This is a genomic window from Coprobacter secundus subsp. similis (assembly GCF_015097275.1).
In the GTDB taxonomy this organism is placed as follows: domain Bacteria; phylum Bacteroidota; class Bacteroidia; order Bacteroidales; family Coprobacteraceae; genus Coprobacter; species Coprobacter secundus.
In genome coordinates this window covers 634,083-660,037 of sequence record NZ_AP023322.1, presented here as the reverse complement: position 1 = coordinate 660,037, position 25,955 = coordinate 634,083, and the positions used below count along the sequence as shown (strand labels likewise).

25 protein-coding genes and 1 pseudogene are annotated in these 25,955 nt (G+C 38.9%); 20 read left to right on the top strand and 6 right to left on the bottom strand.

Annotated features, from left to right (window positions below):
• Positions 1-3 precede the first annotated feature (3 nt).
• Entirely contained in the window at positions 4-513 is a 510-nt protein-coding gene (locus Cop2CBH44_RS02415) for a hypothetical protein (RefSeq protein ID WP_200755494.1), read from the bottom strand.
• Positions 510-1,064, bottom strand: a complete 555-nt coding sequence (locus Cop2CBH44_RS02410) for an RNA polymerase sigma factor (protein ID WP_021929946.1) — start codon at positions 1,062-1,064, stop codon at positions 510-512. Before Cop2CBH44_RS02410 ends, Cop2CBH44_RS02415 begins: the two co-directional genes overlap by 4 nt.
• A 398-nt stretch (positions 1,065-1,462) precedes the next feature.
• Between Cop2CBH44_RS02410 and Cop2CBH44_RS02405 the strand changes: the two genes are divergently transcribed.
• From Cop2CBH44_RS02405 to Cop2CBH44_RS02345, 13 genes are all read left to right on the top strand, one after another.
• Positions 1,463-2,803: a TolC family protein gene (locus Cop2CBH44_RS02405; RefSeq protein WP_021929947.1), complete on the top strand. Its 1,341-nt coding sequence runs from the start codon at positions 1,463-1,465 to the stop codon at positions 2,801-2,803.
• A 20-nt stretch (positions 2,804-2,823) separates the two neighbouring features.
• A complete protein-coding gene (locus Cop2CBH44_RS02400; protein WP_200755493.1) occupies positions 2,824-4,056 on the top strand; it encodes an efflux RND transporter periplasmic adaptor subunit in 1,233 nt (410 codons plus the stop codon).
• A gap of 11 nt (positions 4,057-4,067) precedes the next feature.
• Positions 4,068-4,814 carry an ABC transporter ATP-binding protein gene (locus Cop2CBH44_RS02395; protein ID WP_200755492.1) on the top strand — a complete coding sequence of 249 codons (747 nt, stop codon included), beginning with the start codon at positions 4,068-4,070 and terminating at the stop codon, positions 4,812-4,814.
• A 10-nt stretch (positions 4,815-4,824) separates the two neighbouring features.
• Positions 4,825-6,045, top strand: coding sequence for an ABC transporter permease (locus Cop2CBH44_RS02390; protein WP_200755491.1), 1,221 nt, complete (start codon positions 4,825-4,827; stop codon positions 6,043-6,045).
• Positions 6,046-6,247: 202 nt separating this feature from the next.
• Positions 6,248-7,321: a sensor histidine kinase gene (locus Cop2CBH44_RS02385; protein WP_021929951.1), complete on the top strand. Its 1,074-nt coding sequence runs from the start codon at positions 6,248-6,250 to the stop codon at positions 7,319-7,321.
• Entirely contained in the window at positions 7,318-8,067 is a 750-nt protein-coding gene (locus tag Cop2CBH44_RS02380) for a LytR/AlgR family response regulator transcription factor (RefSeq protein ID WP_055096050.1), read from the top strand. Before Cop2CBH44_RS02385 ends, Cop2CBH44_RS02380 begins: the two co-directional genes overlap by 4 nt.
• Before the next feature lie 74 nt (positions 8,068-8,141).
• The gene (locus Cop2CBH44_RS02375) at positions 8,142-8,687 is read left to right on the top strand and encodes a chromate transporter (protein ID WP_200755490.1); all 546 of its coding nucleotides are present in this window, start codon (positions 8,142-8,144) and stop codon (positions 8,685-8,687) included.
• Positions 8,684-9,211: a chromate transporter gene (locus Cop2CBH44_RS02370; protein WP_200755489.1), complete on the top strand. Its 528-nt coding sequence runs from the start codon at positions 8,684-8,686 to the stop codon at positions 9,209-9,211. Before Cop2CBH44_RS02375 ends, Cop2CBH44_RS02370 begins: the two co-directional genes overlap by 4 nt.
• Positions 9,212-9,781: 570 nt before the next feature.
• Positions 9,782-10,714, top strand: a complete 933-nt coding sequence (locus Cop2CBH44_RS02365) for an O-fucosyltransferase family protein (RefSeq protein WP_200755488.1) — start codon at positions 9,782-9,784, stop codon at positions 10,712-10,714.
• Positions 10,715-10,842: 128 nt separating this feature from the next.
• On the top strand, positions 10,843-11,151 hold the full coding sequence (locus tag Cop2CBH44_RS02360; protein WP_021929957.1) for an ATP-dependent Clp protease adaptor ClpS: 309 nt from the start codon (positions 10,843-10,845) through the stop codon (positions 11,149-11,151).
• A gap of 17 nt (positions 11,152-11,168) precedes the next feature.
• On the top strand, positions 11,169-13,442 hold the full coding sequence (locus Cop2CBH44_RS02355) for an AAA family ATPase (RefSeq protein ID WP_200755487.1): 2,274 nt from the start codon (positions 11,169-11,171) through the stop codon (positions 13,440-13,442).
• A gap of 3 nt (positions 13,443-13,445) precedes the next feature.
• Positions 13,446-14,084: a leucyl/phenylalanyl-tRNA--protein transferase gene (gene aat, locus Cop2CBH44_RS02350; protein WP_200755486.1), complete on the top strand. Its 639-nt coding sequence runs from the start codon at positions 13,446-13,448 to the stop codon at positions 14,082-14,084.
• Between the two features lie 291 nt (positions 14,085-14,375).
• A complete protein-coding gene (locus tag Cop2CBH44_RS02345; RefSeq protein ID WP_021929960.1) occupies positions 14,376-14,939 on the top strand; it encodes a Crp/Fnr family transcriptional regulator in 564 nt (187 codons plus the stop codon).
• Positions 14,940-15,191: 252 nt separating this feature from the next.
• Here the strand turns inward: Cop2CBH44_RS02345 and Cop2CBH44_RS02340 are convergent, their stop codons facing one another.
• Positions 15,192-15,470, bottom strand: a complete 279-nt coding sequence (locus tag Cop2CBH44_RS02340; RefSeq protein WP_021929961.1) for a hypothetical protein — start codon at positions 15,468-15,470, stop codon at positions 15,192-15,194.
• 306 nt (positions 15,471-15,776) lie between these two features.
• Between Cop2CBH44_RS02340 and Cop2CBH44_RS16485 the strand changes: the two genes are divergently transcribed.
• From Cop2CBH44_RS16485 to Cop2CBH44_RS02325, 3 genes are all read left to right on the top strand, one after another.
• Positions 15,777-15,947, top strand: a complete 171-nt coding sequence (locus Cop2CBH44_RS16485; RefSeq protein ID WP_246469169.1) for a hypothetical protein — start codon at positions 15,777-15,779, stop codon at positions 15,945-15,947.
• A gap of 260 nt (positions 15,948-16,207) precedes the next feature.
• Complete coding sequence (locus Cop2CBH44_RS02330) at positions 16,208-17,350, top strand: acyltransferase family protein (protein WP_200755485.1); 1,143 nt, start codon at positions 16,208-16,210, stop codon at positions 17,348-17,350.
• A gap of 114 nt (positions 17,351-17,464) precedes the next feature.
• Positions 17,465-20,035 carry a beta-N-acetylglucosaminidase domain-containing protein gene (locus tag Cop2CBH44_RS02325; protein WP_200755484.1) on the top strand — a complete coding sequence of 857 codons (2,571 nt, stop codon included), beginning with the start codon at positions 17,465-17,467 and terminating at the stop codon, positions 20,033-20,035.
• A 97-nt stretch (positions 20,036-20,132) separates the two neighbouring features.
• Here the strand turns inward: Cop2CBH44_RS02325 and Cop2CBH44_RS02320 are convergent, their stop codons facing one another.
• Positions 20,133-21,293 carry an alpha/beta hydrolase family protein gene (locus Cop2CBH44_RS02320; RefSeq protein WP_246469168.1) on the bottom strand — a complete coding sequence of 387 codons (1,161 nt, stop codon included), beginning with the start codon at positions 21,291-21,293 and terminating at the stop codon, positions 20,133-20,135.
• 466 nt (positions 21,294-21,759) lie between these two features.
• A complete protein-coding gene (locus Cop2CBH44_RS02315; RefSeq protein ID WP_021929966.1) occupies positions 21,760-22,632 on the bottom strand; it encodes a hypothetical protein in 873 nt (290 codons plus the stop codon).
• A 383-nt stretch (positions 22,633-23,015) separates the two neighbouring features.
• Here Cop2CBH44_RS02315 and Cop2CBH44_RS02310 point away from each other — a divergent pair, with 383 nt between their 5' ends.
• On the top strand, positions 23,016-23,819 hold the full coding sequence (locus Cop2CBH44_RS02310; RefSeq protein ID WP_021929967.1) for a hypothetical protein: 804 nt from the start codon (positions 23,016-23,018) through the stop codon (positions 23,817-23,819).
• A gap of 195 nt (positions 23,820-24,014) precedes the next feature.
• Here Cop2CBH44_RS02310 and Cop2CBH44_RS02305 read toward each other — a convergent pair whose 3' ends face one another.
• Positions 24,015-24,242, bottom strand: coding sequence for a DUF6965 family protein (locus Cop2CBH44_RS02305; RefSeq protein ID WP_200755483.1), 228 nt, complete (start codon positions 24,240-24,242; stop codon positions 24,015-24,017).
• Positions 24,243-24,339: 97 nt separating this feature from the next.
• Between Cop2CBH44_RS02305 and Cop2CBH44_RS02300 the strand changes: the two are divergent.
• The 3 genes and pseudogenes from Cop2CBH44_RS02300 to Cop2CBH44_RS02290 form a co-directional block, all read left to right on the top strand.
• Positions 24,340-24,582, top strand: a pseudogene (locus Cop2CBH44_RS02300) (S24 family peptidase); the annotation flags it as partial.
• Positions 24,583-24,808: 226 nt separating this feature from the next.
• Positions 24,809-25,348 (top strand): flavodoxin family protein, encoded by a 540-nt coding sequence (locus Cop2CBH44_RS02295; protein ID WP_021929970.1) that lies wholly within the window; start codon positions 24,809-24,811, stop codon positions 25,346-25,348.
• Positions 25,349-25,363: 15 nt separating this feature from the next.
• Entirely contained in the window at positions 25,364-25,954 is a 591-nt protein-coding gene (locus Cop2CBH44_RS02290) for a DapH/DapD/GlmU-related protein (protein ID WP_021929971.1), read from the top strand.
• Position 25,955 lies beyond the last annotated feature (1 nt).

Below are 25,955 nucleotides of genomic sequence, written 5' to 3'. Positions count from 1 at the left end.
TTTTTAATTTTTATATTCATATGTATTCACTCCAATCATCTCAGCCAATAGCAGTAATTCTTCATCCGAAATGTTTTGTATAAGACTATCTGCTGCTTGTGTGATCTCTGAAACCGGTTCAGAATTATATGCTACCGATATGTCTTCGATATAAGTATTACCCGGCCGATATGCGGTAACTTGAGTATCGGTCAATATCGGAAGTACGTTTAGTGATTGGGAAACATTTTTTTCTGTTCGATTTTCCGATACAAAAGAGTTTGGCTTGTCAACGTGATAAATAACCTGCCACAAAAAGGCCAATGCAATAAGTGCAGCGACAGAGCTACTCCAATACAATATATAACGACGGCGTGGACGCACATGATGTATGCGGGGATAACGCAACTTGTTTTTTTCTTCCTTTTTCAACTGTTCGAGAATCTTGGAAGTTACGTCTTCAAAAAAGTTGTCGTCTACTTTATATGGCATTTTTTTGCCAACCTGGTTGAAATCAAAATCTCTTTTTTTCATATCTGACTATCCATCATATATTTTTTTATTTTTTCGGCAGCATAGTGATACCCTGTCTTCAAAGAACCTACCGACGTTCCTGTCAACTGACTGATTTCTTCGTAGCTCATTTCATCATAATATCTCAAATTGAACACTAATTGCTGTTTGGGAGGTAATCGAAGGATAGCTTCCTGGAATTTCAGCAATATATTGTCTCCATCTATTTCATTATCTGCATAGAGCCTATCTATAAGTTGCTCACATGCCTCGTTGTCATATGAAGTATATTCGAGCTTACGATTGCGCAATATGGTAAGAGCCTCGTTTGTCGCTATCTTATAAAGCCATGTCCGCAATGAACTGTCTCTCCTAAATGTATCAATGGAACGATATACATTCATAAATGTATTTTGCAATGCATCTTCTGCATCCTCATGAGAAACAACCAATCGGCGTATATGCCAGTACAAAGGTTCTCGATACGTTTTTATCAAACTTTCGAAACCTCCGGCCCGCGTATCCGGATTGAGTATCCATTCTAATATAGGGTCTTGTTGTTCCTTCGACATGTAAGATTGACTGATTTATTACATTAGATGATAAAACATGCAAAAGGTTAAAAATCATCTTTCATAATTTTCAAAAATATTTTTTGAGGCTTCCGATTATTTCCTTATATGAATATTGTATAAAATCAATGTAAAAAATGTTTTTGTATTTCTAGAGTTATTGATATTGACTGATAAAATTTATTTAATAAGAATCTGTTTAAATGCTCCAATAAAAATAATTCAGTTTCTAATGAGGAAAAATTTGTATATTTTCACGATGAAAACTTTTGACGTGCTCGTGGTATTGTCATTTATCGTTAAAAATAGATGATTCGTCGATAAAAAAAGGGTGATTTTATATAATAATTGTATGCGATATGTGCTAAGGGTAAGTTTGCCAATAAAATATATTTTTTATGGCAAAAATCACGTCTATAATACACATTTGCAGCTTGAGCGGATTAATGTTGTTGATTCCGGCAATACTCCCAGCTCAGGAGAAACCGAAAGAGTGGACTCTCGATGAGTGTATCCGCTATGCTCATGAGCAGAATATCCAAATAAAGAAGAACAAAATTTCGCTGAATGAAAGCCGGATAGATACGAAACTGGCAAAGGCCCAGTTGTTTCCTTCGTTATCGTTTTCCACCTCTCATGGGTATACCAATTATCCTGCTCCGGGAAATACCGGAGCCAGTCGAAACAGCTATACCGGTAGTTACGGGTTGAATGCTTCTTATACTTTGTACAATGGGGGAAAACGGAAAAATACCATCAAGCAACAGGAGTTGCAAGAACAGATACAACAATTGGAAATCGATGCTTCGGCAGATGATATTGAGATAGCAATTACAACGGCTTATTTGCAGATATTATATGCAATGGAGTCTGTAAAAATCAATGAACAAACGGTGGAAGTTTCCAAAGCCCAATGTGAACGTTCAAAAGAGTTACTTAATGCCGGTTCTATCTCGAAAAGCGATTATGCTCAACTGGAGTCACAATACAGTCAAGACAAGTATCAGTTGGTAGTGTCCCAATCGTCACTTGAAGAACTGATACTTGACTTGAAACAGCTACTCGAACTTGAAATTACAGATGAACTATCGGTATATGTACCTAATCTCGATGATAGTGATATATTGACTCCCCTGCCATCAAAAGAATCGGTGTATAATATAGCTCTCGGCTTTATACCAAGTATCCAGAGCAGCAAATTGTCTATCAATATGGCCGAGTTGGAAAAGGTAAATGCCAAGTCAGGCTATTTCCCCCAAATTTCCTTGAATGCCGGTATTGGAACAGGGCATATTACGGGGAGCGATTACGGTTTTGGAACTCAGATGAAAAATAAATTCAATGAAAATATAGGTGTTACCTTATCTGTGCCTATTTATAGTAATCGGGAAAATAAATCGGCCGTAGAAAAAGCCAAATTACAACTCGAGACCAGCAAACTTGATTATCTGAACAGCCAAAAAGAGTTGTTGAAGACCATAGAGTCAATCTATCAGGATGCGCGGTCATCTCAAAACCAATACAATGCGGCATCAGAACAATTGAAAGCCAGTCAATTGAGTTACGAACTTGCCGAAGAACAATTTTATCTGGGGATGAAGAATACGGTAGAATTGCTTACGGAAAAGAACAATTACCTCTCTGCTCAGCAAGAACAGTTACAAGCCAAGTATATGGCCATACTAAATCTCCAACTGCTCAACTTCTATCAGGACAAGCCTATAAAAATAAACGGATAAAAAATTTATACAATATAAATATGAAGACAAAAACAAAGAAAATCATTCTCATCGTTATTGCAATTATCGTCATAGCGGGAATTATCGTCTGGATAGCCGGAGGCTCTGCTCCCAAGCGTAAGATTTCATATATCACAGTCCCGGTAAGTAAAGGGGATATTTCAAATTCTGTCACAGCCACCGGGACTATCGAGCCAGTAACTGAGGTCCAAGTGGGTACACAAGTATCGGGTATCATCGATAAATTATATGCCGATTATAATTCCATAGTGACTAAAGGCCAATTAATTGCAGAAATGGATAAAGTAACTTTGCAAAGCGAGCTCCAGTCGGCAAAGGCCAACTATGACGGAAGTAAAGCTGAATATGAATACCAACAAAAAAATTATGCGCGTAACAAGGGGTTATATGAGAAAAAGCTAATCAGTGATACAGATTACGAACTTGCCACTTATAATTACGAAAAGGCAAAAAGCGAATATGAGAGCAGCAAGGCTTCTCTGGCAAAGGCTGAACGCAACTTATCGTATGCTACGATTACTTCTCCTATCGACGGAGTAGTTATAGACCGGGCGGTGGAGGAAGGCCAAACGGTTGCAGCCGGATTTGAAACCCCTACCCTGTTTACCATTGCAGCCGACCTGACTCAGATGCAGGTTGTAGCGGATGTCGATGAAGCTGATATAGGTGGTGTAGAGGAAGGCCAACGGGTCAGTTTTACGGTAGATGCTTATCCGAACGACGTTTTCGAAGGAAAAGTTACGCAAATACGCCTGGGCAGTACGAGCAGCAGTAGCACAAGTAGCAGCAGTACGAGCAGCGAAAGTGTCATTACGTACGAAGTTGTCATTTCGGCACAGAATCCCGATTTAAAACTAAAGCCTCGTCTGACAGCCAATGTTACTATTTATATTCTGGACAAAAAAGATGTTCTCAGTGTTCCGGCAAAGGCTCTACGGTTTACTCCGGAAGTTCCATTGGTGGGAAAAGAAGATATCATTAAAGATTGCGAAGGAGAGCATAAGCTGTGGACTAAGGAGGGAAATATTTTTACGGCACATCCGGTAAAAATAGGTATAAGTAACGGTGTACTTACTGAAATAACCGAAGGTATAGCAGAAGGTACTCAAGTGATAAGCGAAGCGACTATCGGGAATACAGGTCAAGCTCCCGAAATGAATGCGCCAGGTGAATCGGCAGAAAGAAGTCCGTTCATGCCTGGCCCTCCGGGAAGTAATAAGAAGAAAAAATAAAGGAGATAGCTATGAGTAAAAAAGTTATCGAACTGCAAAATATCAAACGAAATTTTCAAGTCGGTGATGAAATTGTGCATGCTTTGCGAGGTATCACATTTACCATCAATGAAGGAGAATTTGTAACGATTATGGGAACTTCAGGATCGGGTAAATCTACGTTACTGAACACGTTAGGTTGTCTCGATACTCCTTCGAGCGGGGAATATTACCTTGACGGTATTTCGGTACGTACTATGAGTAAGTCTGAACGGGCAATATTGAGAAATCGGAAAATCGGTTTTGTGTTTCAAAACTATAATTTGCTACCTAAAACGACAGCCGTCGAGAATGTGGAATTGCCACTTATGTATAATGCAAAAGTCGGTGCGGCTGAACGCAGGAATCGGGCAATAGAGGCTTTGAAGGCAGTGGGCTTAGGTGACCGGCTGGAACATAAATCGAATCAAATGTCGGGGGGACAGATGCAGCGAGTCGCTATTGCCCGGGCATTGGTAAACAATCCGGCTGTTATTTTGGCTGACGAAGCTACCGGAAATTTGGATACGCGTACTTCCTTTGAAATACTGGTCCTGTTTCAGGAACTTCATGCCGAAGGGCGTACGATTATTTTCGTAACTCATAATCCGGATATAGCCCAATACAGTAGCAGAAATATACGGCTGCGCGACGGGCATGTCATAGAAGATACCGTAAATAATAATATTCTTTCGGCAAGCGAAGCTTTGGCTGCATTACCGAAGAACGATGATGATTAAGATATAGAATATGAACGGAACCAATTTATTCAAAATAGCCCTTCGGGCCCTTGCCAATAACAAACTGCGAGCTTTCTTGACCATGTTGGGTATCATTATCGGTGTGGCTTCGGTCATTACGATGCTGGCTATCGGACAAGGCTCGAAGAAAAGCATCCAGACCCAAATTGCTGAAATGGGGTCAAATATGATTATGATTCACCCGGGAGGTGACATGCGTGGCGGGGTGCGTCGTGACCCTTCGGAAATGCAAACGTTGAAACTCGAAAATTATGAAAAATTGCGAGATGAGACAAATTTCATTGCAGCGATAAGCCCCAACGTATCTTCTTCGGGACAGTTAGTCAACGGCTCGAATAACTATCCTTCGACAATTTATGGCGTCGGACTCGACTATTTAGAGATAAGACAGCTTAAAATAGAGAGTGGGGAGATGTTTGCCGAAGCCGATATTCAAAGTTCGGCAAAAGTTTGCGTTATCGGGAAAACCATTGTCGATAACCTGTTTCCGGATGGCAGTGATCCTGTGGGACATGTCATCAGATTCAATAAGATACCTTTTCAGATTGTGGGTGTACTGGAATCGAAAGGTTACAATTCCATGGGTATGGACCAAGACGATGTCGTGCTGGCTCCTTACACTACAGTAATGAAACGGATACTGGCTGTTACTTATCTGAACGGGATATATGCATCTGCCTTATCGGAAGATATGACTAATTATGCAACGGAAGAAATCAGTACTATCTTACGACGTGAACACCGATTGAAAGATAGCGACGAGGATGACTTTACGATTCGTAGCCAACAGGAGCTGAGCAGTATGTTGAATTCTACTACCGACTTGATGACGACTCTGCTCGCGTGTATTGCCGGAATATCGTTGATTGTCGGAGGTATAGGCATTATGAATATCATGTATGTGTCGGTAACGGAAAGGACTAGGGAAATCGGTCTTCGCATGTCTGTTGGAGCCCGGGGTATCGATATACTGAGCCAATTTCTCATAGAGGCTATCCTAATCAGTATAACGGGTGGTATTATCGGGGTTCTTATCGGTTGCGGAGCAAGCTGGATTGTAAAAAATATTGCCCACTGGCCTATATACATACAACCATGGAGTATATTTCTGTCTTTTGCCGTATGTACCGTTACCGGGATATTTTTCGGTTGGTACCCGGCTAAAAAGGCTGCAGATCTCGATCCGATAGATGCTATAAGATACGAGTAATATTGTAACGTCCGGGGGATTTGGATGCCTTGCTCCTTCCCTCGCTTCAATAAGAAGGGATATAGTTCCTTGCAGGAAAAAAAATATCGGTGATGATAGAAAGAATTGTACATTCTTTCTTTAAGAGGTCAGGTGGAAATTCGAACTATTTTTCGGTTATTTATCCATTTATAATTGTATTTTTGTGTAACAGATTGTTTTTATGAGCGGGCATATACAAAAAAATAGAATATTACAAGTCGCTATACATGCTATCGTATGGGGACTTATTATCGGGTTGCCTTTGTTCTTTTTTGAAGAAAATTTTGCCGGCCGTCGCATGATACGTTATTGGGATTTTTTTATAATTCCTTTTTCTTTGGCTGTTGTCTTTTATATCAATTATTTCTATCTCATTGACAAGTTTCTATTTAAAAAGCAGACGTATAAGTATTTGTTTTGGAATTTGTTGCTCATCATCATTGTCAGTATGGGCATACGGTACTGGAAAGACTTGAACTTCATAAACTTCCCACCACCTCCGGAAATGGTAAAAATGGGGCCCAGGGTGTGGTATCGGGACTTTTTTTTCCTTACGCGAGATGTATTTTCTCTTTTTCTGGCTGCAGGATTGAGTGTGGCTATAAAAATGACATCCCAGTGGATAGAGTCGGAAAACACCCAAAAAGAACTGGAGAAAAGGCGAGCCGAGGCTGAATTGAAAAATTTGCAGAACCAGTTGAATCCACATTTTTTGTTCAATACACTCAACAACATTTATTCTCTTATTACCTTCAGCCCCGAGAAGGCACAACAGGCTGTGCATGACCTGAGTAAGCTGTTGCGGTATGTCCTGTACGAGAATACAGGCAATTATGTTCCATTGGAAAGAGAACTCGACTTTATACGGAATTATATAGAGCTGATGAGATTACGCTTATCGGACAAGGTAAAGTTGGATGTATCCCTTCCTCAAGCCGTAACGGGTATGAATATTGCTCCACTCCTGTTTATTTCGTTGATAGAGAATGCGTTCAAGCATGGTGTGAGCAATACTTGCCAATCGTTTGTCAGTATTTGCATTGAAATCGTACCACAAGAAAAAATCAGTTGTTGTATCGAAAACAGCTTTTTCCCTAAAAATGAACATGATAAAAGTGGTTCGGGCATAGGATTGGAAAATCTGAGGAGACGGCTCGAACTACTGTATCCCAATAGTTATTTGTTACATACGGAACAAACCGGTGACCGGTATTCTACGTTGCTAACCTTGTTCCTAAAACCGGAATACAAATGAACCTGAAATGCTGTATTGTAGATGATGAGCCTTTGGCTTTGGACTTGCTTGAAAGTTACGTGCAAAAAACACCCTTCCTTACATTGTGCGGCAAATTTACCGATGCAATTTCGGCTCTTGACTTTATTAATCGGGACGATATAGACTTGGCTTTTCTCGATATACAGATGCCTGATATAAATGGAATGGAACTTTCCAAAATGATACGGAACAGATGTCGTATCATATTTACGACAGCTTTCAGCCAATATGCAGTTGACAGTTATAAAATCCCGGCTATAGATTATCTGCTGAAACCTATCAGTTATGCAGACTTTCTGGAGGCGTGCAACAGGGCTGTTGAGTGGTTTGAACTGAAAAATAAACATGTCCAAACAGAAAATGGTAATACTGGAATAGAATCGATTTTCGTAAAATCGGATTATAAACTTCGGCAGATAGAGTTAAAGAAAATATTGTATATCGAAGGTTTGAAAGACTATATAAAAATCTATCTTGAAGATGAGCCCCATCCTGTACTTTCTTTGATGAGCTTGAAATCTATGGAAGAAATGCTTCCTTCGTCCCGTTTTATGAGAGTGCATCGCTCATTTATCGTACAACCGGATAAAATCAAAATTATCGAGCGTAACCGTATTGTTTTCGGGAAACAATATATTCCCATTTCGGATTCATATAAAAATGAATTTGCAGAATTTCTAAACCGTCGTTCGGTAAAGACTCATGGCAATCCTTCTCAAGAATAGCTTTCATATTTATAAAAAATGGCTAATTTTGTTTTCTCTTATTTTACATATACATCGGAGAGGACTTTATATCAATGTATTGGACACTGTTTTTTACTTTTGCTAAAATCGGAATGTTTACTATCGGTGGAGGATATGCCATGATACCTCTGATAGAGAGGGAAATTGTAAACAAAGGTTGGCTCGACTCCAAAGATTTCATGGATATTTTTGCTGTTACGCAATCACTACCGGGAGTATTTGCCGTCAATATATCTATTTTCGTGGGGTACCGATTAAGAAAAATAAAAGGTAGCATAATTTGCGCTTTGGGCAGTATCTTACCGGCTTTTGCAGTCATGTTATCGATTGCTGTATTTTTTACTCATTTTCAGGATAACGTATGGGTATCAAAAATATTCAATGGGATACGACCTGCAGTAGTGGCTCTGATTCTTGTGCCTTGTATCCATACTGCACGAGCCGTCCGGTTAAGAGGTCTGAATATCATATTTGTAATTGCAGGAGCACTACTTATATGGTTGGCAGGAATATCTCCTGCATATATCGTATTGGGGGCTATCGTAGGAGGACTCGTTTACACATTTTGGATAAAAGAAAAGATAGGTGGTAAAATATGATATACTGGCAGTTATTGTGGGTTTACCTGAAAATAGGTATTTTAGGATTTGGCGGAGGATATGCCATGTTGTCACTGATACAGCATGAAGTTGTCGACAAGTATCACTGGCTGGACCTGAAGTCTTTTACCGATATCGTTGCCATATCGCAAATGACTCCCGGTCCCATCGGTATCAACAGTGCGACATATATCGGCTACTCGGCAACCGGGAGTATCTGGGGTGCCGTAGTTGCTACGATAGCGGTATGTCTCCCATCCTTTTTAATGGTGCTCGTTATTTCGTATTGTTTTGTCAAATTCAAAACCAATAAATTTGTAAAAGCTGCTTTTGCAGGATTGAGACCGATGACTATTTCTCTGATTGCAGCGGCAGTTCTATTACTGATAAACAAAGAAAATTTTATTGATTATAAAAGCTTGATTATTTTTGTAATGTCATTTATCCTGCTTTGGAAATATAATCTTCATCCTATATCGATGATATGTCTGGCCGGTGTTGCGGGGCTGATATTGTATTGGTAAGTTATAGCCAAATCCGCTTAAAATATAATTAATGTTAACTTGTGAGTTTTTCTGCCGAATAATTATGTTGTGTAGCATAAAATTCTATATATTTGCACTGTGTTTTTCATGGTATTAGATTTAAGGTTAATGAAGATTGGTTGTCGTGAGACAACCTTTTTTTATGAATTCATGTTGCTTCTTCTATAAAAAACAAGTACTCCAATGATGTGTTGAAAATATACGATTATCTGTAATTCCAATAAGAGCTTGTTTGATTTTTCCGAAAAAAGTAATTTATTGTTGAGTGAGGTGAGATTGTAGTGTTTGTCGATAGTGGGCATTTCACTGTCGTACGCTCCTGCCCTTCTCGAAAGGAAAGATAAAATAGAAAAAGTGTCTCTAAAGAAATTTCCAAAGCCGGTCTGAGCGAAAGAAGAACAGGCTCTGATTTATTTTTAAAATTATTGGCTATCTTTGTATACATAATGTCGACAGTATTTATTTTTTTTGAAATAATTTCTGGATTAATATTTTGATTTTTAATTATTTATATTTAATATTTTATACTGATTCGTTTTTGTTTGCATTATGATACAAAAGTATAAAGAGGTCAATGATTCTTTTTCTTACTGGAAATTAATTTTCCATTTAGGATGTGATTCCGGTTTTTATTCAGAGTTCAACAATATGGTGTTGGCCATGATTTATTGTCTGAAGTCCCAGATAAGATTTTCCATGTATTCGGCAGATGCAAATTTCGGATATAAAGATGGTTGGCAAGATTATTTTTTACCTTTTTGTGAGGAGGTGAATGATAAGTTTCACCATAAATATAATGCACGTACTGAAGACCCTTGGTTCTCCGTTCATGGTCTGGCCCGTTGGGAGTATTTGCTATGGCGATTGAAACACAAGCATACATATCTTACGTTTGACTTGTTTTGCAAATTCCGGCAGGTCTCATGTGCTCGAATCGAGTATTCTATTCCTCAATTAGAGCTGAAAGGAGACTTGCGCACTGTCGCTCATGAAATCATAAAAATGATTTATCGCTTCAATCCCGAGACTTTGAGTGAGATACGTAAATTGATACAGCCTCTGGATTTACCGGATAAATATATCGGGTTTCATATTCGTGGTGGCGACAAGTTTACCGAGCATGAATTGTTGCAATGCTCGGCATATATCGATAAAGCGGAAAAATTGTCTTCATTGAGAAAAGCTTTTGTATCAACAGATGACTATGGAGTTATAGAAGAGTTGAAAAAGAATTATCCTCAGTGGTATTTTTATTCTTTGACAGAACATTCAGAAAGGGGGTATTTCTATTCAGAATTTCAAAGTCAAGATAAAGAAAGCAAGAAGAAAGACTTGATAAAATTATTTGCTTCAATGGAAATCTTAAGAGCATCCGAGTTGTTTATCGGGACATTCAGTTCTAACATGGGAATGTTTTTAGGAATGTGTATGGAGAAAGAACGGGTATATGGGGTAGATTTCGACGAATGGCTTCTGTGGTAAATCCTACAATATAAAAGCTATAAACCTAATATCAAAAAAGTAAGGTTGCCTCACTTCTCGTCTAATCATCGATTTACTTAAATAAAAGTGATGTATAGAATGCGTATTTTTCATATTTTTGTCTCATTATGGAACAGCAACAATCTTCTTTCAAGAATAAAGATCGCGTAGATATACATGAGCCGCGGAGGTTTAAAGTAAGAATTTTCAATGATGATTTCACAACCATGGATTTTGTTGTGGAAATACTCACTACTATTTTCTTCAAATCGCAAGCTGAAGCGGAACGGCTTATGCTGCAGGTACATAAAAGCAATTCTGCCATAGTCGGAGTCTATTCTTATGACATTGCGTTGTCTAAAGTACAAAAAGCTACCCACATGGCTCGAAGTAAGGGTTTTCCCCTCCGGCTTACTGTAGAGCCAGAAGATGAATAAGTTATCGAAGGAAAAATATGGATATAAAAAATACAGAATTTGTCGACGTTGCATTTTCTTACGCACAACATAAAGCTACTGAATTGCGGCATGAATTTATCATGCCGGAACATCTGTTATGTGCTTTTCTCACCCAAAGACCGTTTATAAATGCGCTGGAAGACTGTTTCTGCAACATTCAAGAGCTTGCCGACCGCATAGAAGCTTATCTGACAAAAGAGATAGAGAGTATTCCTGAAGATGTGGAATATCATCTGGAGATTTCGGCTCAGCTCAACTCTTTGCTACAACATGCTTATATAATGCTCAACTACTCGAGCGCCGAGGAACTGGATGTCCCCCACCTTATACAGGGAATGCTCCGATTGCAGGATTCGTGGGCTTGTCATTTTCTCAAAGAGACTTTGGGTGAAGAAATGCCTGAGTTTCTTAGTTGCCTGATTTCTCAGTATGAAGCGGTTGAATACGAGGATGAAATGCCTATCTCTGATGAACAGGGGAAAAAAGAGGGTTGGAAAAGTTATGTAACGTGTCTCAATGATTACTTAAAGGAACATAATCCACTTATAGGCCGGGAAAGCGAGTTGGAACGTACGATACAGGTGCTTTGCCGCAAGGAGAAGAATAATCCGCTTCATGTCGGTGAACCCGGTGTGGGAAAGACTTCTCTCGCTTATGGATTGGCTGCCCGTATCGAAGCGGGTAACGTCCCTGAACGGCTTCGGGGTTGCCGCATTTACGAGTTGGATTTGGGGTCTTTGCTGGCCGGTACTCAGTATAGGGGAGATTTTGAAAAACGATTGAAAGCAATCATGGATGGTGTGCAAAACGAAGGACATGCCATTGTCTATATCGATGAAATACACAACCTCATCGGTGCCGGACGTACGGGAGATGGCTCTATGGATGCGTCTAATATGCTGAAACCTTATCTGGAAAACGGGGACATACGTTTCATAGGTTCTACGACTTATGAAGAATTTAACCGATATTTTTCCCGCAGCAAAGGTTTGGTTCGTCGTTTCCAACAAATAGATATACCGGAACCAGGTATAGAGGAGACAATACATATCGTAGAGGGCTTGAAAGAGAAATATGAATCATATCACGGGGTAGTTTATGAATCAGACGTCATTCCTTATGCCGTCAGGGCAAGTGCTCGTTATATCAACGACAGATTTCTTCCTGACAAGGCGATTGATTTGGTAGATGAGGCCGGAGCTTACAGGGAAATGCATCCTACTCCTTCGGCTCAACAACAGACAGTAGATAAAAACCTGATTACGGAGATACTGGCTCGTGTTTGTAAAGTCGATGCGCTTGCAATGAAGGAAGATGATGCTTCTACTCTGGAGACTTTGTACGAACGTATCAGTGCAAAAATATATGGCCAAGACGAAGCTGTGCGCCAAGTAGTAGAGGCTGTACAGATGTCGAAAGCCGGATTGCTGGACGAGAACAAGCCTATGGCCAGTTTTCTTTTTGTGGGCCCTACCGGGGTAGGAAAAACAGAAGTGGCCAAGGTTCTTGCTTCTGAACTGGGCGTATCTTTGCAACGGTTCGATATGAGCGAGTATACGGAGAAACATACTGTAGCCAAGCTTATCGGCTCTCCGGCAGGTTATGTGGGATATGAAGACGGGGGACTACTGACTGATGCGATACGGAAAACACCTAACTGTGTATTGCTGCTTGACGAGATAGAGAAGGCTCATCCCGATATATTCAATATTTTACTGCAGGTGATGGATTATGCGGTACTTACTGATAATAAAGGGCGTAAAGCCGATTGTCGTCATGTGATACTCATCATGACTTCCAATGCCGGTGCACAATATGCCCGTCAAGCTTCTGTCGGGTTCAACAGCCGAATCGCTGCCGGAGAAGTCATGCTTAAGCAGGTGAAGAAGACTTTCAAACCGGAGTTTATAAACCGGCTGTCGGCCACAGTCGTCTTTCATGATATGGATTACCGAATGGCTTCACTCATCCTTGACAAGAAACTTGGAGAATTGAATCAGAAATTGACAGCGCGACAAATATCTATGAAGCTCAGTGATGAGGCTCGGAAATGGTTACTTCTCCGAGGTTTTTTGCCTGAATATGGTGCTCGGGAAATGGACCGGGTCATAGCTTCATCCTTGAAACCTCTTCTGATGCGGGAAATCTTATTCGGGTCTTTGAAAAAAGGAGGAAAGACTTCTGTTCTTGTTGAAGATGATACGTTGAAACTACAGCTTACGGAACCTGAAAAAAGTATAGATGAAGAAACTAATGCCGGGAGGGATTAGGACATGGTATACAAACTGACTGATGAGCTCATATTTCCCGACCCTCATTACGGGGACCCGGACGGGCTGTTGGCTGTAGGTGGTGATCTTTCTATCGACCGGCTGATACTGGCTTACTCTAACGGAATATTTCCTTGGTATGCTTTTCGAGAAGGTATTATACAATGGTGGTGCCCTTTAGACCGCTTTGTCATTCTCCCGAATGAGATACATGTCTCCCACTCCATGCGCACCCTTATCCATAAGGGAAAATATCGTATAACCATCAATCGGGCTTTTAATGAGGTCATATATCATTGCAGCCGTTTGCGCATCCATCAAAACGGGGCTTGGCTCGGACCGGAAATGACAGAGGCATATACCCGCTTGTATGAACAGGGATTTGCCGCCAGTGTAGAGGTATGGGATAAAGATGCGTTAGCAGGCGGACTTTATGGGGTGACACTGGGTCGATGTTTTTTCGGTGAAAGTATGTTTTCATTGGTTCCTAATGCTTCAAAACTGGCTCTTGTCTACTTAGCAAACTTCTTTCATGAAAATGGCGGTGTCATGATAGATTGCCAGTTTGAAACTCCTCATCTGCTATCCATGGGAGGCCGACACATAGATTATGATACCTATATGGAATATTTGCGGAAATGAGAGGGGTTTCATTGATTTTTTCGAGTTCTCGCGCTGAGATTAAGAGCTGTTGTCCAAATTTTCCGATAAGGAAATTATTTGCATTTTCTTCCGGTCTTTTTTCCCGTTTTCACTTGTCAAATAGCCTGCTATTAAAAACAGAAAAACATCCTCGAAAGATATTCTACACCTGGCCCAAGCAAAATTCAGCCAGGCTCTTGGAGCTGATAATTATCTTAATATATTTTTCTCCGGCTCTTGGTTATTTTTGTTATATTTGACGATGACAGAAAATAATTATGAATTTGCTTTATGAAGAATGTGATAGATAAAATAAATTCTTTATATCCGATTTCAGACGATACCATACAGACGCTTAAAGAAAATGTGAGTTTATGCCATTTTCCTAAAAGATTTCAACTGATAAAAGCAAACCAGTTTTGTAAATCGGCTTATTTTATTGAAAAAGGGATGACTCGTTCTTTCTGGCTGGTAAACGGTGAAGAAATAACGACGTCTTTCGCGTGGGAAGGTAGTATCGTTTTCAGTATGGATGAGCTATACTATAATAAAATGAGCGAGGAATTTGTAGAAACACTTGAGGATGTTGTTGCTTATAGGATATCACTAAATGATTTGCTCCGGCTTTTCCAGACTAATATCGAATTGGCTAATTGGGGGAGAATTATTCATCAGAACGAATACCGGCGCTTGCACCGTTCCCATAAAGAGCATCTTACTCTATCGGCCAAAGAAAGATATAAGAAGTTTATGCAACAGTTTCCCCAGGTGTGCCAGCGGGTACAGCTGGGATATATCGCGTCTTATCTGGGTATAACGCTCTCGACACTCAGTCGTCTCAGAGCTCAAAAATAGTTATGATAAGACGGGGTGTTCCCAAATTTTACAGAATTGAAACATCTTGTCGAGCAGTGGGTTTAGAGAAAAGATGTTTGGCACATATCATTTACAGAAAATGTGAAATAATCATTACAGTATAAAGGATTGATTTTCTTTGCTATGAGTCCTAATACAAATTACGGATAAATTATTTTTGGTGATTGTTTACGACAATACCCTAAAACGGTAAAGCTGTATAAGTTACCCCTTACTATTTTATCATTCAATTTAGATATATACTTGAAAATCTAAATTTTCAATATATCTACCTCTTGCATCTTCACCAGAACTTTGATTAATTGTTACGTGATTTGTTTTTACTTCAATACCATCAGGCATGAAAGAACTCATGTAACTACATATTGAATTCTCCAAAGTATTGACATCTGCGTAACAAGGTACTTCGCAAATAACTCTTACGATTGTATTGCCCACCTGTTCAAATAACCTTGGGCTAATGTCTTGATTGGTAACATAGCCTTTTGCTGTTGATTTAATTTCTAACATATCCGATATAATTTAGTGTTATAGTGCAAAGGTAAAGCAAGTTTTTGGGCTGTACAATAGAATAAGCGTTTTACTAATACTGCTATAAATCATTTACTTATACTTCTAAAATTTTCAGATATAGAATGAGAAAAATTTGTAGTTATGAACAGGACAATTATTTTAATCGAAGTACAGGACAATGACGGCACGGACGCTAATATCATCGTCAGAGGAGAATGAAACAGTCAGATTATGTTTGAAGAGCAATTCGAGTATAAGGAAGAAAAACACCCCCTGCGTCTTCATCTTTTAAAAGGACAATTTATGGAGAAGTTTCCGAAACTTGGTGATAGTTTAGGTATTTTTTGTATTTGTGAAGTATGCAACGATATTGCGATACGGAGTAAGTTTGTTGGTGTGCCCGATTATAGGGTAATTGATAAACAGAAACTCACACTTGAAGTCGTAGAAAATAGGCTGGAAGGTACTGTCTAAAGGCACAAAACAGTATTATTGGCAAAGTTAGTTAGGGTATTGTCGTAAATAATCACCTTATTTTTTCGTTATCAAAACGAGCTGAGGCTTGTTGTTGAATGTTATAAAATATTTCTGTATCTCATTATATTTTTTCTTCAATAAAATTTTGGATAAATCTTAATATTTTGACACAGGACAAATTTTAGAATTTATAAGTTACTTATCTTTGCGGCATCATAGAATGCGCTGATTACAATAATATAATTTATAAATTCATCATGCAAAAAATTTCTTCCGCTGCTTTTGCAGACACTAAACCGCATTACGAACTGCTGGATGGGCTTAGAGGTGTTGCAGCCCTTCTTGTTATATGGTATCATGTATTTGAAGGTTTTGCAACAAGTCCTATCGACCAACGATTCAATCATGGGTATCTGGCTGTCGACTTTTTCTTTATTTTATCAGGATTTGTTATCGGCTATGCTTATGACGACCGCTGGAAAACATCCATGACAATAAAGGATTTTATAAAACGCCGGTTGATACGTCTGCATCCGATGGTTGTTATGGGGGCTGTTTTAGGGGCTATTACATTCTATATACAAGGTTGTGAAAAATGGGATGGTACGCAAGTTTCCATATCCATGTTGGTGCTCGCAATGCTTCTTAATCTATTTTTGATTCCGGCAGTACCGGGTTCAGGCCATGAGGTTCGCGGCAATGGAGAGATGTATCCGCTAAATGGACCCAGCTGGTCTTTGTTTTTCGAATATATCGGTAATCTTCTATATGCATTGTGTATACGTCGAATGTCTACCAAGGCTCTTACGGTTCTTGTCATTTTTGCCGGAATCGGATTGGCATCATTTGCCATATCTAATCTTTCCGGTTTCGGACATTTGGGTGTAGGCTGGTCATTATTGGATTACAATCTGCTCGGTGGCTTTCTCCGGTTGTTGTTTTCGTTCTCTATGGGATTGCTGATGTCCCGTGTTTTCAAACCGGTACATATCCGAGGCGCTTTCTGGATATGTAGTTTGACAATCGCTGTTCTTCTTTCCGTACCTCATATCGGAGGGACCGAAGCTTTATGGATGAATGGTATTTACGATTCGGTATGTTCTATTATCATTTTTCCGATACTGGTATATCTGGGAGCTTCGGGAAAGACAACAGACAAAGGAACATCAAGAATCTGTAAGTTTTTGGGAGATATATCTTATCCTCTGTATATTGTACATTATCCTTTCATGTACTTGTTTTATGCATGGGTTTGGGGAGAAAAATTAACTTTTTCCCAAACTTGGCCTGTCGCTTTGGGCTTGTTCTTCGGAAACATTCTATTGGCGTATCTCTGTCTGAAGTTGTATGACGAACCGGTAAGAAAATGGTTAAGTAAAAGGTTTTTAGTAAAAAAATAGAATTAAAGATATCGGAGTAGTTGTCTGGACAAGATAATTAATTAACTTTGTTAAGTTTTCTATTTTTAATAACTATTTTTAAAAACAAGATACCATGTCTAATATATTTTTATTATGAAAATGATTAATTGTAAAAAATCACTGATTATTTGGATTGCCGGAGCATTGGTATGTGGAACACTTTCTGCCCAGGAGGGTGATTTTGATTTGTCCTCCCAAAGATCTGAATCTCAAGACGTTTTGCCTGTTCCCGGTAAAAAATTGGATCATCAGGGAATAATCATCAACCCTACTCCACAAAGATTGGTTTTCCATAAAGAAAGTACACTCAATATATCAGAAGGAGTATGTCTAAAAGACAGGCAAGATAAATTTTCCAACGATTTAGGTTTTGTCTCTTTTAACAAAAAAGGGGCGAAACTTTCTATAGATTTCGGAACTAAGGTGGCATTAAAACGAGGGGCAAAAGCTATATCGGGCTCATATGCCATGAGTATAGATGATAAGGGGATATCGATTACAGGTTATGACGAAAAAGGAGCTTTTTATGGGATACAGACACTCAGACAACTTATCGAAAGTCCGGCAACAGCAGGAGGGAAATTGCCTTATCTGGAAATAAATGATTACCCGGACTTGAAATACAGGGGTGTAGTCGAGGGATTTTACGGAACTCCTTGGTCACATGATGTAAGGATGTCATTGATTGATTTTTACGGTAAATTCAAAATGAATACTTATTTGTATGGTCCTAAAGATGACCCTTATCACAGCTGCCCGAACTGGAGACTTCCATATCCAGAGAAAGAGGCTAAAAATATTGCGGAACTGATACAGGCTTGTAAACGGAACCGGGTCGATTTTGTCTGGGCTATACACCCGGGACAGGATATCAAATGGAATGAGGAAGATTATGAAAACCTCATTAACAAATTCAACTGGATGTATGACCTCGGTGTGCGTTCTTTTGCTATCTTTTTCGATGATATTTCGGGAGAAGGAACTAATCCGGTGAAACAAACGGAATTGCTAAACAGGTTGACAAAAGACTTTGTGAAAGCAAAAGGGGATGTATCGTCTTTAATTGTCTGCCCGACGGACTACTCCAAACTTTGGGCCAACCCGACTCCCCAAGGAAGTCTGGCTATATACGGAGAGACACTTGACCCATCGGTTGAAGTTTTCTGGACAGGGGATGTCGTTTGTAGTGATTTGACAAAAGAGACGCTGGACTGGGTAAACTCCCGCATCAAAAGGCCGGCCTATTTCTGGTGGAACTATCCGGTTACCGATTATGTACGGAATATAATTTTACAAGGTCCGGTATATGGTCTGAATACGTCTCTTAACAATACCCATCTATGCGGTATAGCAAGTAACCCGATGGAACATGGTGAGGCTTCGAAACTGGCCTTGTACGGAGTCGCAGATTATTCATGGAACACAGCAAGTTACAATCCCATAGACAATTGGGAAAGAGGCCTGGAAGAATTGATGCCCGAAGCTAAAGAAGCGTACCGGACTTTTGCTATCCACTCTTGTGATACGGAAACCGGTTATCGCAGAGATGAATCGTGGGAAACAAACACTTTCAGAATTGACAATTGGACAGAAAACGGTTTTCAGGCTCTTCGGGAAGAATTTGACAGAGTAGAAAAAGCTCCTGAAGAAATTGAAGACGGATGTATCAATCGTGCATTGTTCAAAGAGTTGCAACCTTGGCTTATAGAGTTCGGCAAATTAGGAACAAGGGGAAAGCAGGCATTAGAACTTATGCGTATTTATCGTTCTGGCCAGGATAATGCTGTTTTTTGGAACAAATATGTACAAAACCTGATGAGTAGAGAAGAGCGGGAAAATTACGAGGCACATAAATCGGGAACTATGAAGCTACAACCGTTTTATGAAAATGCCATGGATGATATGGGTTATGGATTTTTGGCAAGGCTGATGGGTGAAACTCCGATGTATTATAGAGGTATAGGTTCATTCAATAATGCTAAAACGACGTTGTCCAAACTGATGTTCGATAACGACTCTACAACTTATTACACTTCCGGTATTGCTCAAAAGGCGGGAGACTGGATAGGGATAGATTTGGGAAGTGTCCGAAATATTTCCGATATTTCTATTTTGCAAGGAAGAAACTCTGTTGATGACGTTGACTACTTCGACCATGCATTGCTGGAATGTTCTGAAGACGGAACAGCTTGGACGCCTTTGTCTAAAGAGCTGAAAAAACAATATGTGATTCTGTGGAACGGAGAGCCTGTAAAAGCCAGATATGTGCGATTGAAAAGGCTCGAATCTGCACGGACAAACTATGCTGCCATACGTTCATTTGATGTAAACCCGGCTCGAATCGAAAATTTAGGATTCCATTTGGATGCAGAAAACCAACAGCAAGCTCTTTATGCGTTTGACAAACGTTTAGGTACATCTTATAAAAATCAGGGCATTCTTACTTTTGAAGTGCCGGAAAATGTCAAAGGTTACATTTTATTGATAAAACCGATTGCGACTGCATCTCCCGCCAAAATCAAACAGCTCAAAACGGATGGTACGCAGGTATCTGAAACCGTCATCGACTCAGCATATTATACAACGGAACTTAGTGATGGTGTATCTCAAATACAGATAGAAGGTGATGTAGAACTATTTGAAATCATTCCTCAATTCAAATAGATAATCAGAGATATTGTATTTATCTAAATTATAAAAAGCCGCGTAAAGTATGACTTAAAACGCGGCTTTTATTTTTTATCCTTTATAAAAGGCTGATTTATTTTGCCAGATGCTTATTTATAAAATTCCATGCTCCTGCTTTATAGTAACGGTGTCCCTCATTCCCGACATAAAGCTCACAATTATCAGGCACTCCAGCGGCTGTATATATTTTTTTCAGGTTTGCGAAAGCTTTTTGGGCCTCTTTCAAAGGAAACATAGGATCCTTTTTCCCATTTAAAGCACAGAATAAGCGGGGGGCTGTCAATCCTGCAATATCGGCCATCTCTCCATATTCCAATATCCCCGGAATGTAATTGCAGTCGCAATGATACATTGCTCCAATACTTTTCGTAAATGTGCTAAAATATGAAGCAGGAATTGACATCGATATACGGGTATCGCATGCTCCGGCAAAAAGAGTTGTAGTACCTCCCCCGGAATTACCGGAAACAATAATATTTTTCTTATCAACGGGTAATTCTGCCAATGCCCAATCTATCAATTTGGAAATGTCCCACACTCTGTCTCCGATGGGTGTACGTCCAACCAGCAAATCTTGCATCAATAATGTACGACAGGAATATGGTACGTCTTTTGCTTTATCTTCCGGGGTACGAGTCTTTCCGAACCCTCTTGAGGTGGGAGCAATAGCAATAAAACCATTTTGTACCGCCTGTACAGCGACATTTCGTTCTCCTACTTCACCTTCGATACGCTCTTGCTCAGAGAGGTATACCCCAGCATAAGTTTCCGTATTTTTTCCATGTCCATGTGGTGTTATCATTAAGGGCAATTTCCCTTCTTTATTTTTAGGCAATAATAATACAAACGGCAGAGGTACGTCGGGTTCAGTCCATATCTCCCATCTTTCTCTAATGGCATATCCTATATCTTCTGAATCAATCTTCCGGGCTTTAACTTCAAATGAAGCCAATTGTTTTTCTAACTTAGTGATACCCAGTCTTTCTTTTAATTTGTCCCTAAATTCTTTCTGCCAAGCTTCAAACTCCTTATATGTCGTACCTTTGAATGCATATTTCATTTCGGCACAGTTATAGAGGTCTTCATAATAAGCTGAAGCTGAATAACTATCTTGATAAGCAAGATTTCGTTCTTTAGGGATATCATTTTTCTGAGTTATCTTCTTACTGTTTGCACATTGAGTCATAAATAATGCGCTTGATAGTAATGCTGACCAATAGATTATTGACTTCATTTTTATAAAAACTTTATTTTTAATGTGGATGATTCTAATGATAGACAAATATATGATTATTAACGAAAATATTGTCATCATGACAATCATAAATTTTCCAAGAAATAATTAATGTTAATTGAAAGCATTTTGTCAATAAATAATTGTGTTATATAACATATATCATCTATATTTGCACTGTGTTTTTCATAGTATTAGATTTAAGGTTAATGAAGATTGGTTGTCGTGATGACAACCATTTTTTGTTTATACCTTTCTTATATACAAAGAATCTCATATATTTATATCTTTCATAGAAGAGATAAAAAGCTACTGATTTCTATTCTATGAAGGTGAATCTGCCAATAACAAAATATGGGCCGGATAAAAACTATTGTGTAATCCGATTTACTGTAAAGGTTAAATCTGTAAAAAACAAAATCGTTGCCGAATCAATCCGGCAACGATTAATGTCCTTAATATTTTTTTAATCTATAGTGGTGGTAGTAAAATCAAATTTTACAGGACGCACCGACCGTCCATAATAACTGGCATTTCCTGCCCAACGAATCCGAGTCGGTTGTAATTCCAGATAATAGGCATAATCGTTATCACCGGCATTACGATATTGGGATGTCCAATAATAACCTACCTTTCCTCCATTAGAGACCACTGTTCCCGGGTTGATACGGCAACCGGTTGCCGGAAGGAAGAGCCCGCCTATCAATTCTTCGTCAGTAATCTGACGTGCTGTAGTATTTTCTACACGACCACTTTTTTTCGGAGGTGTAAACAAATATCCATAAACATTCTTACCATCTTCTGTCGTGTAATATCCGTATTGGTACGAGGCCTCATTGTACAGTTTTTCTAATTCTGCCTGAGTCGGCAACCGCCAAGAGCCTTGAGTTGCCCAATAAGCGATATCGCCATATGATGCAATAGAAAAATCTGTGGTCTCAATAGTACATGCCTCGTCGGTAAACATCTTGCCGCTTATATCTTGGGATACATTTTTTGCACAAACGGCAGAACTGGTAGTCAAAGCATTTACTCCGCATACTCCCCAATTGAAATGATCCATTTGTGAAGAACTTTGAGTAATAGATGACCCGGTATTTCCATCGACATAATTAAAATATTCCCACTGATGGTCGGCAATCTTCCACTCTTCCCCCAAATGTTGGAGATTACCTCTCGCCCACTTTATTCCACAGACACTGACATAGTCATTATATTCCGAATTCACATCATTATAAAGTAATCCGCTTTTGTCATCATCATCGTCAGAAGAACATGCGGCAAATCCGAAAGACATTGCAGTGGTTACCGCCATAATCAATAAATTTTTTATGTTCATATTTTTTAATTTTTAAAATATATCATTGAAAAAGAACGAACAAAGATAGACATATCGTTACCGTTTTCAAAATTTATGCTTTAAAAATGTAATTAACGTTTATTTTTATCTTTTTATATTTGAAGTGTACAGAAGATTGGTACAGTTCTTTCATAGGAAGTCAAAAAATTTCATTTGATTTTTTAATAATGAGAATATTTTTTTACTCTATTTCAGGTAGTTATTCAAATTTGACAGATACCCTCACCTCTGTCAGTCAAAGTAGTTCTGTTCTGAGATAATTTGAAAAAAATTTACAGTTAACGCCTATAAAGCAAGGTGTTTAATGCGATAGTAAAACAATTTGCAATATATAATTTTCTATATTTGTAAAAAAATGCGACATGAAAAAATATATATTGATAGCCACAATAGTTTTACTTATCCTTGCCATTGTATTATTTCCTATTCTTGTCAGTTTCTTGTATGGTACTCGACCCAGTGTAACGGAATTTTGGCTTCAATATACATCGATACTGCTTTCCAGTACATCATTTATAGCGGTAATCTATACAATATGGCAGCAAAATAGAGCAAATGTATCTCATGAGGAAGAAATCAAAACCAACTTCAAGTTTGCGAGACAAAACTATGACGCACAAATTCTTAATGTAATAGAACGTTTCAACAGTGATTCCATTGTTCGCTGCCGTAAAAGTTGTGATATTTTGGTTTCAAAATTACAAAACAAGCAAATAGACGAGGAACTAACCCGTATACTAAAATGTGAGGCCTGTGGCTATCTCAATTTAGAAAAGGAAATGGATCAGTTAGTCAATACCGAGACATATAAATATTACTTAGACTTTATGCAAATAACACGTCTTTTCAGTCTCCTTTCCAACTACAACTATAATTATATAACTGCAAATGCCCTCAGATATGATTATTACTATTATAGGTGGCTTTTCGGACACATACATTTGAAATATCAAAATATACTGAAAGACTTATCTCCTGATAAAATTAGAGACCACGGAAACTACCTGTACACAGAATGGGAATATATAATTGCCCGCTTTGACAAAATAATGTCAGTAAATCGGAGATTACCAGAATGCAATGGTGAACCAAAACCATACAAAGACGAAGAATATAAAGAACGCTTAAAAGATGCGAATTACATATTTGAAAAGAATTACTTTTAGGTTGTCATAATTACTTTCATTCCCATTTTTCAGATTTTATAATACTATTTCTTTTTCAAAATCAAAGAATTCTCAAATACGAGGAAAAACCGCAACCTGCTCTTTCTGATTGTATTTGAGCGAATTTTTGTCAGACATATATGAAGTTATCCTCTCGAAAATAGAGAGGAGTAAATTAGGAATCCGAAACTATTATTATTTTCCTGCCTCTTCTAAAGCCTTTTTGAGCCTGTACAGGCGATCTATCGACGAATTAAATACCGGATTTCCTTCATGTGCCTGAATTTGGCATACTTCTGCGTCGAGAAACATTTGTACATCTTCGATGTGTTCGGCCTTCGATAAATCAAATGCCCCTTCGAACTTACATTCTTTTGCCCAGGCAATAATTGTCTGGGTCTCGCGTTTTGTATACTCTTTCATCTTGTCTTATTTTATATAAAGTTGTATTTTCCCTGACGTAAATATTCTAAAAACAGAGATACATTCAGGTGCGACTATTGTTATAAAACAAAAAACAATGAAAAAAGGTCGAATTACCCTGTATCCTGTGGAAACAAAAACTGCGATATCCGTTCCTTTTGCCGACCAAGGCATAAGGGCAGGTTTTCCTTCTCCGGCACAAGACTATATCGATATTGCTATAGACTTGAACAGGGAGCTTATTAAAAATCCGAAAAGTACTTTTCCGGCAAGAGTCGATGGCAACTCGATGACTGACGTTCATATCAACGATATGGATATTCTCGTTATTGATAAGAGCTAATGGTCTAAACTTGCTTTGTCTGAATTGATTTTTTAACTGATTTTGTATAACTCTCAGCCTCTATTATCAGGAAATAAAGAATACTCTTTTTATTTGCATTGCATTTATTTTCTCAAAAATATGTAATTAGGGTTATAATATCCGTAATTTATCTACTGTATAGTATAAACTTCTTCACTACATTTGTATACGAAAATGAAATATATATCAAAGATACAAAACCATGTCAAAAAATATTCTGATTTTATCGTCCAGTCCTCGTTTAGGTGGTAATTCGGACACGCTTTGCAACGAATTCATGCGCGGAGCCATAGAAGGTAAAAATCAAGTAGAAAAAATCTTTCTGAGAGATAAGACTATCTACCCTTGCACAGGATGTGGTGTGTGTAGCCAATACCAAAAACCTTGTCCACAAAAGGACGATGCTGCAGAGATTATTGGCAAGATGCTTGCAGCAGATGTAATTGTCATGGGGACGCCGGTCTATTTTTATGCTATGAGTGCTCAAATGAAGATATTGATTGACCGTTGCTGTGGTCCTTATACAGAGATGAAGAATAAGGAGTTTTATTTTATCGCCACGGCGGCTGAAGAGAACGAGGAAATCATGGACCGTATTGTTGCCAATTTTATGGGATTTCTCGATTGTCTGGAGAACCCAGAGGTAAAAGGTACAGTTTTTTGTGGCGGGGTATGGCATGCTGGGGAGATTAAAGGCAGTCCGAAGTTACAAGAAGCATTTGAGATGGGTAAACGCGCATAAGGAAAGGAGCAATAAATGACACTTGGTGATTTTCTGAAGCATATTTATTCCGGAGGGAGTCTTGATACTCCGGAGATTTTTCAATTTATGGATAAGATGAGTGATGAAGCCCGACGCATCACTTTTGAAATAAATAACGCTTATCATACTCAGGAGGAACTTCGCGCCCTGATGTCGCGCCTGCTCGATAAACCGGTGGACGGTACGTTCAAGATGTTCCCTCCATTTTATACTGATTTTGGGAAAAATATCACAATCGGCCAGAATGTCTTTATCAATGCTTGTTGCCATTTTCAGGACCATGGGGGGATAACACTGGGAGACGGTTGTCTTATCGGTCATAATGTGGTTTTTGCTACGCTCAATCATGGCATTGCACCAGATGACCGTGCTTCGATGTATCCAGCACCGATTAGACTGGGTAAAAATGTTTGGGTTGGCTCGAATAGTACTATCCTGCGTGGCGTGACAATCGGTGATAACGCCATCATTGCAGCCGGGTCTGTCGTTACAAAAGACGTGACGGGAAACACTATTGTAGGCGGTGTTCCGGCGAAGTGTATCCGCCATATTGACATCAACAAACATATTCCCCAAAAGCTGTAGC

What these genes read in the sequence shown, in the direction of transcription:
- Cop2CBH44_RS02415 (WP_200755494.1), bottom strand. Translation starts at nt 513, where the DNA reads ATGAAAAAAAGAGATTTTGATTTCAACCAGGTTGGCAAAAAAATGCCA.
- Cop2CBH44_RS02410 (WP_021929946.1), bottom strand. Translation starts at nt 1,064, where the DNA reads ATGTCGAAGGAACAACAAGACCCTATATTAGAATGGATACTCAATCCG.
- Cop2CBH44_RS02405 (WP_021929947.1), top strand. Translation starts at nt 1,463, where the DNA reads ATGGCAAAAATCACGTCTATAATACACATTTGCAGCTTGAGCGGATTA.
- Cop2CBH44_RS02400 (WP_200755493.1), top strand. Translation starts at nt 2,824, where the DNA reads ATGAAGACAAAAACAAAGAAAATCATTCTCATCGTTATTGCAATTATC.
- Cop2CBH44_RS02395 (WP_200755492.1), top strand. Translation starts at nt 4,068, where the DNA reads ATGAGTAAAAAAGTTATCGAACTGCAAAATATCAAACGAAATTTTCAA.
- Cop2CBH44_RS02390 (WP_200755491.1), top strand. Translation starts at nt 4,825, where the DNA reads ATGAACGGAACCAATTTATTCAAAATAGCCCTTCGGGCCCTTGCCAAT.
- Cop2CBH44_RS02385 (WP_021929951.1), top strand. Translation starts at nt 6,248, where the DNA reads ATGAGCGGGCATATACAAAAAAATAGAATATTACAAGTCGCTATACAT.
- Cop2CBH44_RS02380 (WP_055096050.1), top strand. Translation starts at nt 7,318, where the DNA reads ATGAACCTGAAATGCTGTATTGTAGATGATGAGCCTTTGGCTTTGGAC.
- Cop2CBH44_RS02375 (WP_200755490.1), top strand. Translation starts at nt 8,142, where the DNA reads ATGTATTGGACACTGTTTTTTACTTTTGCTAAAATCGGAATGTTTACT.
- Cop2CBH44_RS02370 (WP_200755489.1), top strand. Translation starts at nt 8,684, where the DNA reads ATGATATACTGGCAGTTATTGTGGGTTTACCTGAAAATAGGTATTTTA.
- Cop2CBH44_RS02365 (WP_200755488.1), top strand. Translation starts at nt 9,782, where the DNA reads ATGATACAAAAGTATAAAGAGGTCAATGATTCTTTTTCTTACTGGAAA.
- Cop2CBH44_RS02360 (WP_021929957.1), top strand. Translation starts at nt 10,843, where the DNA reads ATGGAACAGCAACAATCTTCTTTCAAGAATAAAGATCGCGTAGATATA.
- Cop2CBH44_RS02355 (WP_200755487.1), top strand. Translation starts at nt 11,169, where the DNA reads ATGGATATAAAAAATACAGAATTTGTCGACGTTGCATTTTCTTACGCA.
- aat (WP_200755486.1), top strand. Translation starts at nt 13,446, where the DNA reads ATGGTATACAAACTGACTGATGAGCTCATATTTCCCGACCCTCATTAC.
- Cop2CBH44_RS02345 (WP_021929960.1), top strand. Translation starts at nt 14,376, where the DNA reads ATGAAGAATGTGATAGATAAAATAAATTCTTTATATCCGATTTCAGAC.
- Cop2CBH44_RS02340 (WP_021929961.1), bottom strand. Translation starts at nt 15,470, where the DNA reads ATGTTAGAAATTAAATCAACAGCAAAAGGCTATGTTACCAATCAAGAC.
- Cop2CBH44_RS16485 (WP_246469169.1), top strand. Translation starts at nt 15,777, where the DNA reads ATGGAGAAGTTTCCGAAACTTGGTGATAGTTTAGGTATTTTTTGTATT.
- Cop2CBH44_RS02330 (WP_200755485.1), top strand. Translation starts at nt 16,208, where the DNA reads ATGCAAAAAATTTCTTCCGCTGCTTTTGCAGACACTAAACCGCATTAC.
- Cop2CBH44_RS02325 (WP_200755484.1), top strand. Translation starts at nt 17,465, where the DNA reads ATGAAAATGATTAATTGTAAAAAATCACTGATTATTTGGATTGCCGGA.
- Cop2CBH44_RS02320 (WP_246469168.1), bottom strand. Translation starts at nt 21,293, where the DNA reads ATGAAGTCAATAATCTATTGGTCAGCATTACTATCAAGCGCATTATTT.
- Cop2CBH44_RS02315 (WP_021929966.1), bottom strand. Translation starts at nt 22,632, where the DNA reads ATGAACATAAAAAATTTATTGATTATGGCGGTAACCACTGCAATGTCT.
- Cop2CBH44_RS02310 (WP_021929967.1), top strand. Translation starts at nt 23,016, where the DNA reads ATGAAAAAATATATATTGATAGCCACAATAGTTTTACTTATCCTTGCC.
- Cop2CBH44_RS02305 (WP_200755483.1), bottom strand. Translation starts at nt 24,242, where the DNA reads ATGAAAGAGTATACAAAACGCGAGACCCAGACAATTATTGCCTGGGCA.
- Cop2CBH44_RS02295 (WP_021929970.1), top strand. Translation starts at nt 24,809, where the DNA reads ATGTCAAAAAATATTCTGATTTTATCGTCCAGTCCTCGTTTAGGTGGT.
- Cop2CBH44_RS02290 (WP_021929971.1), top strand. Translation starts at nt 25,364, where the DNA reads ATGACACTTGGTGATTTTCTGAAGCATATTTATTCCGGAGGGAGTCTT.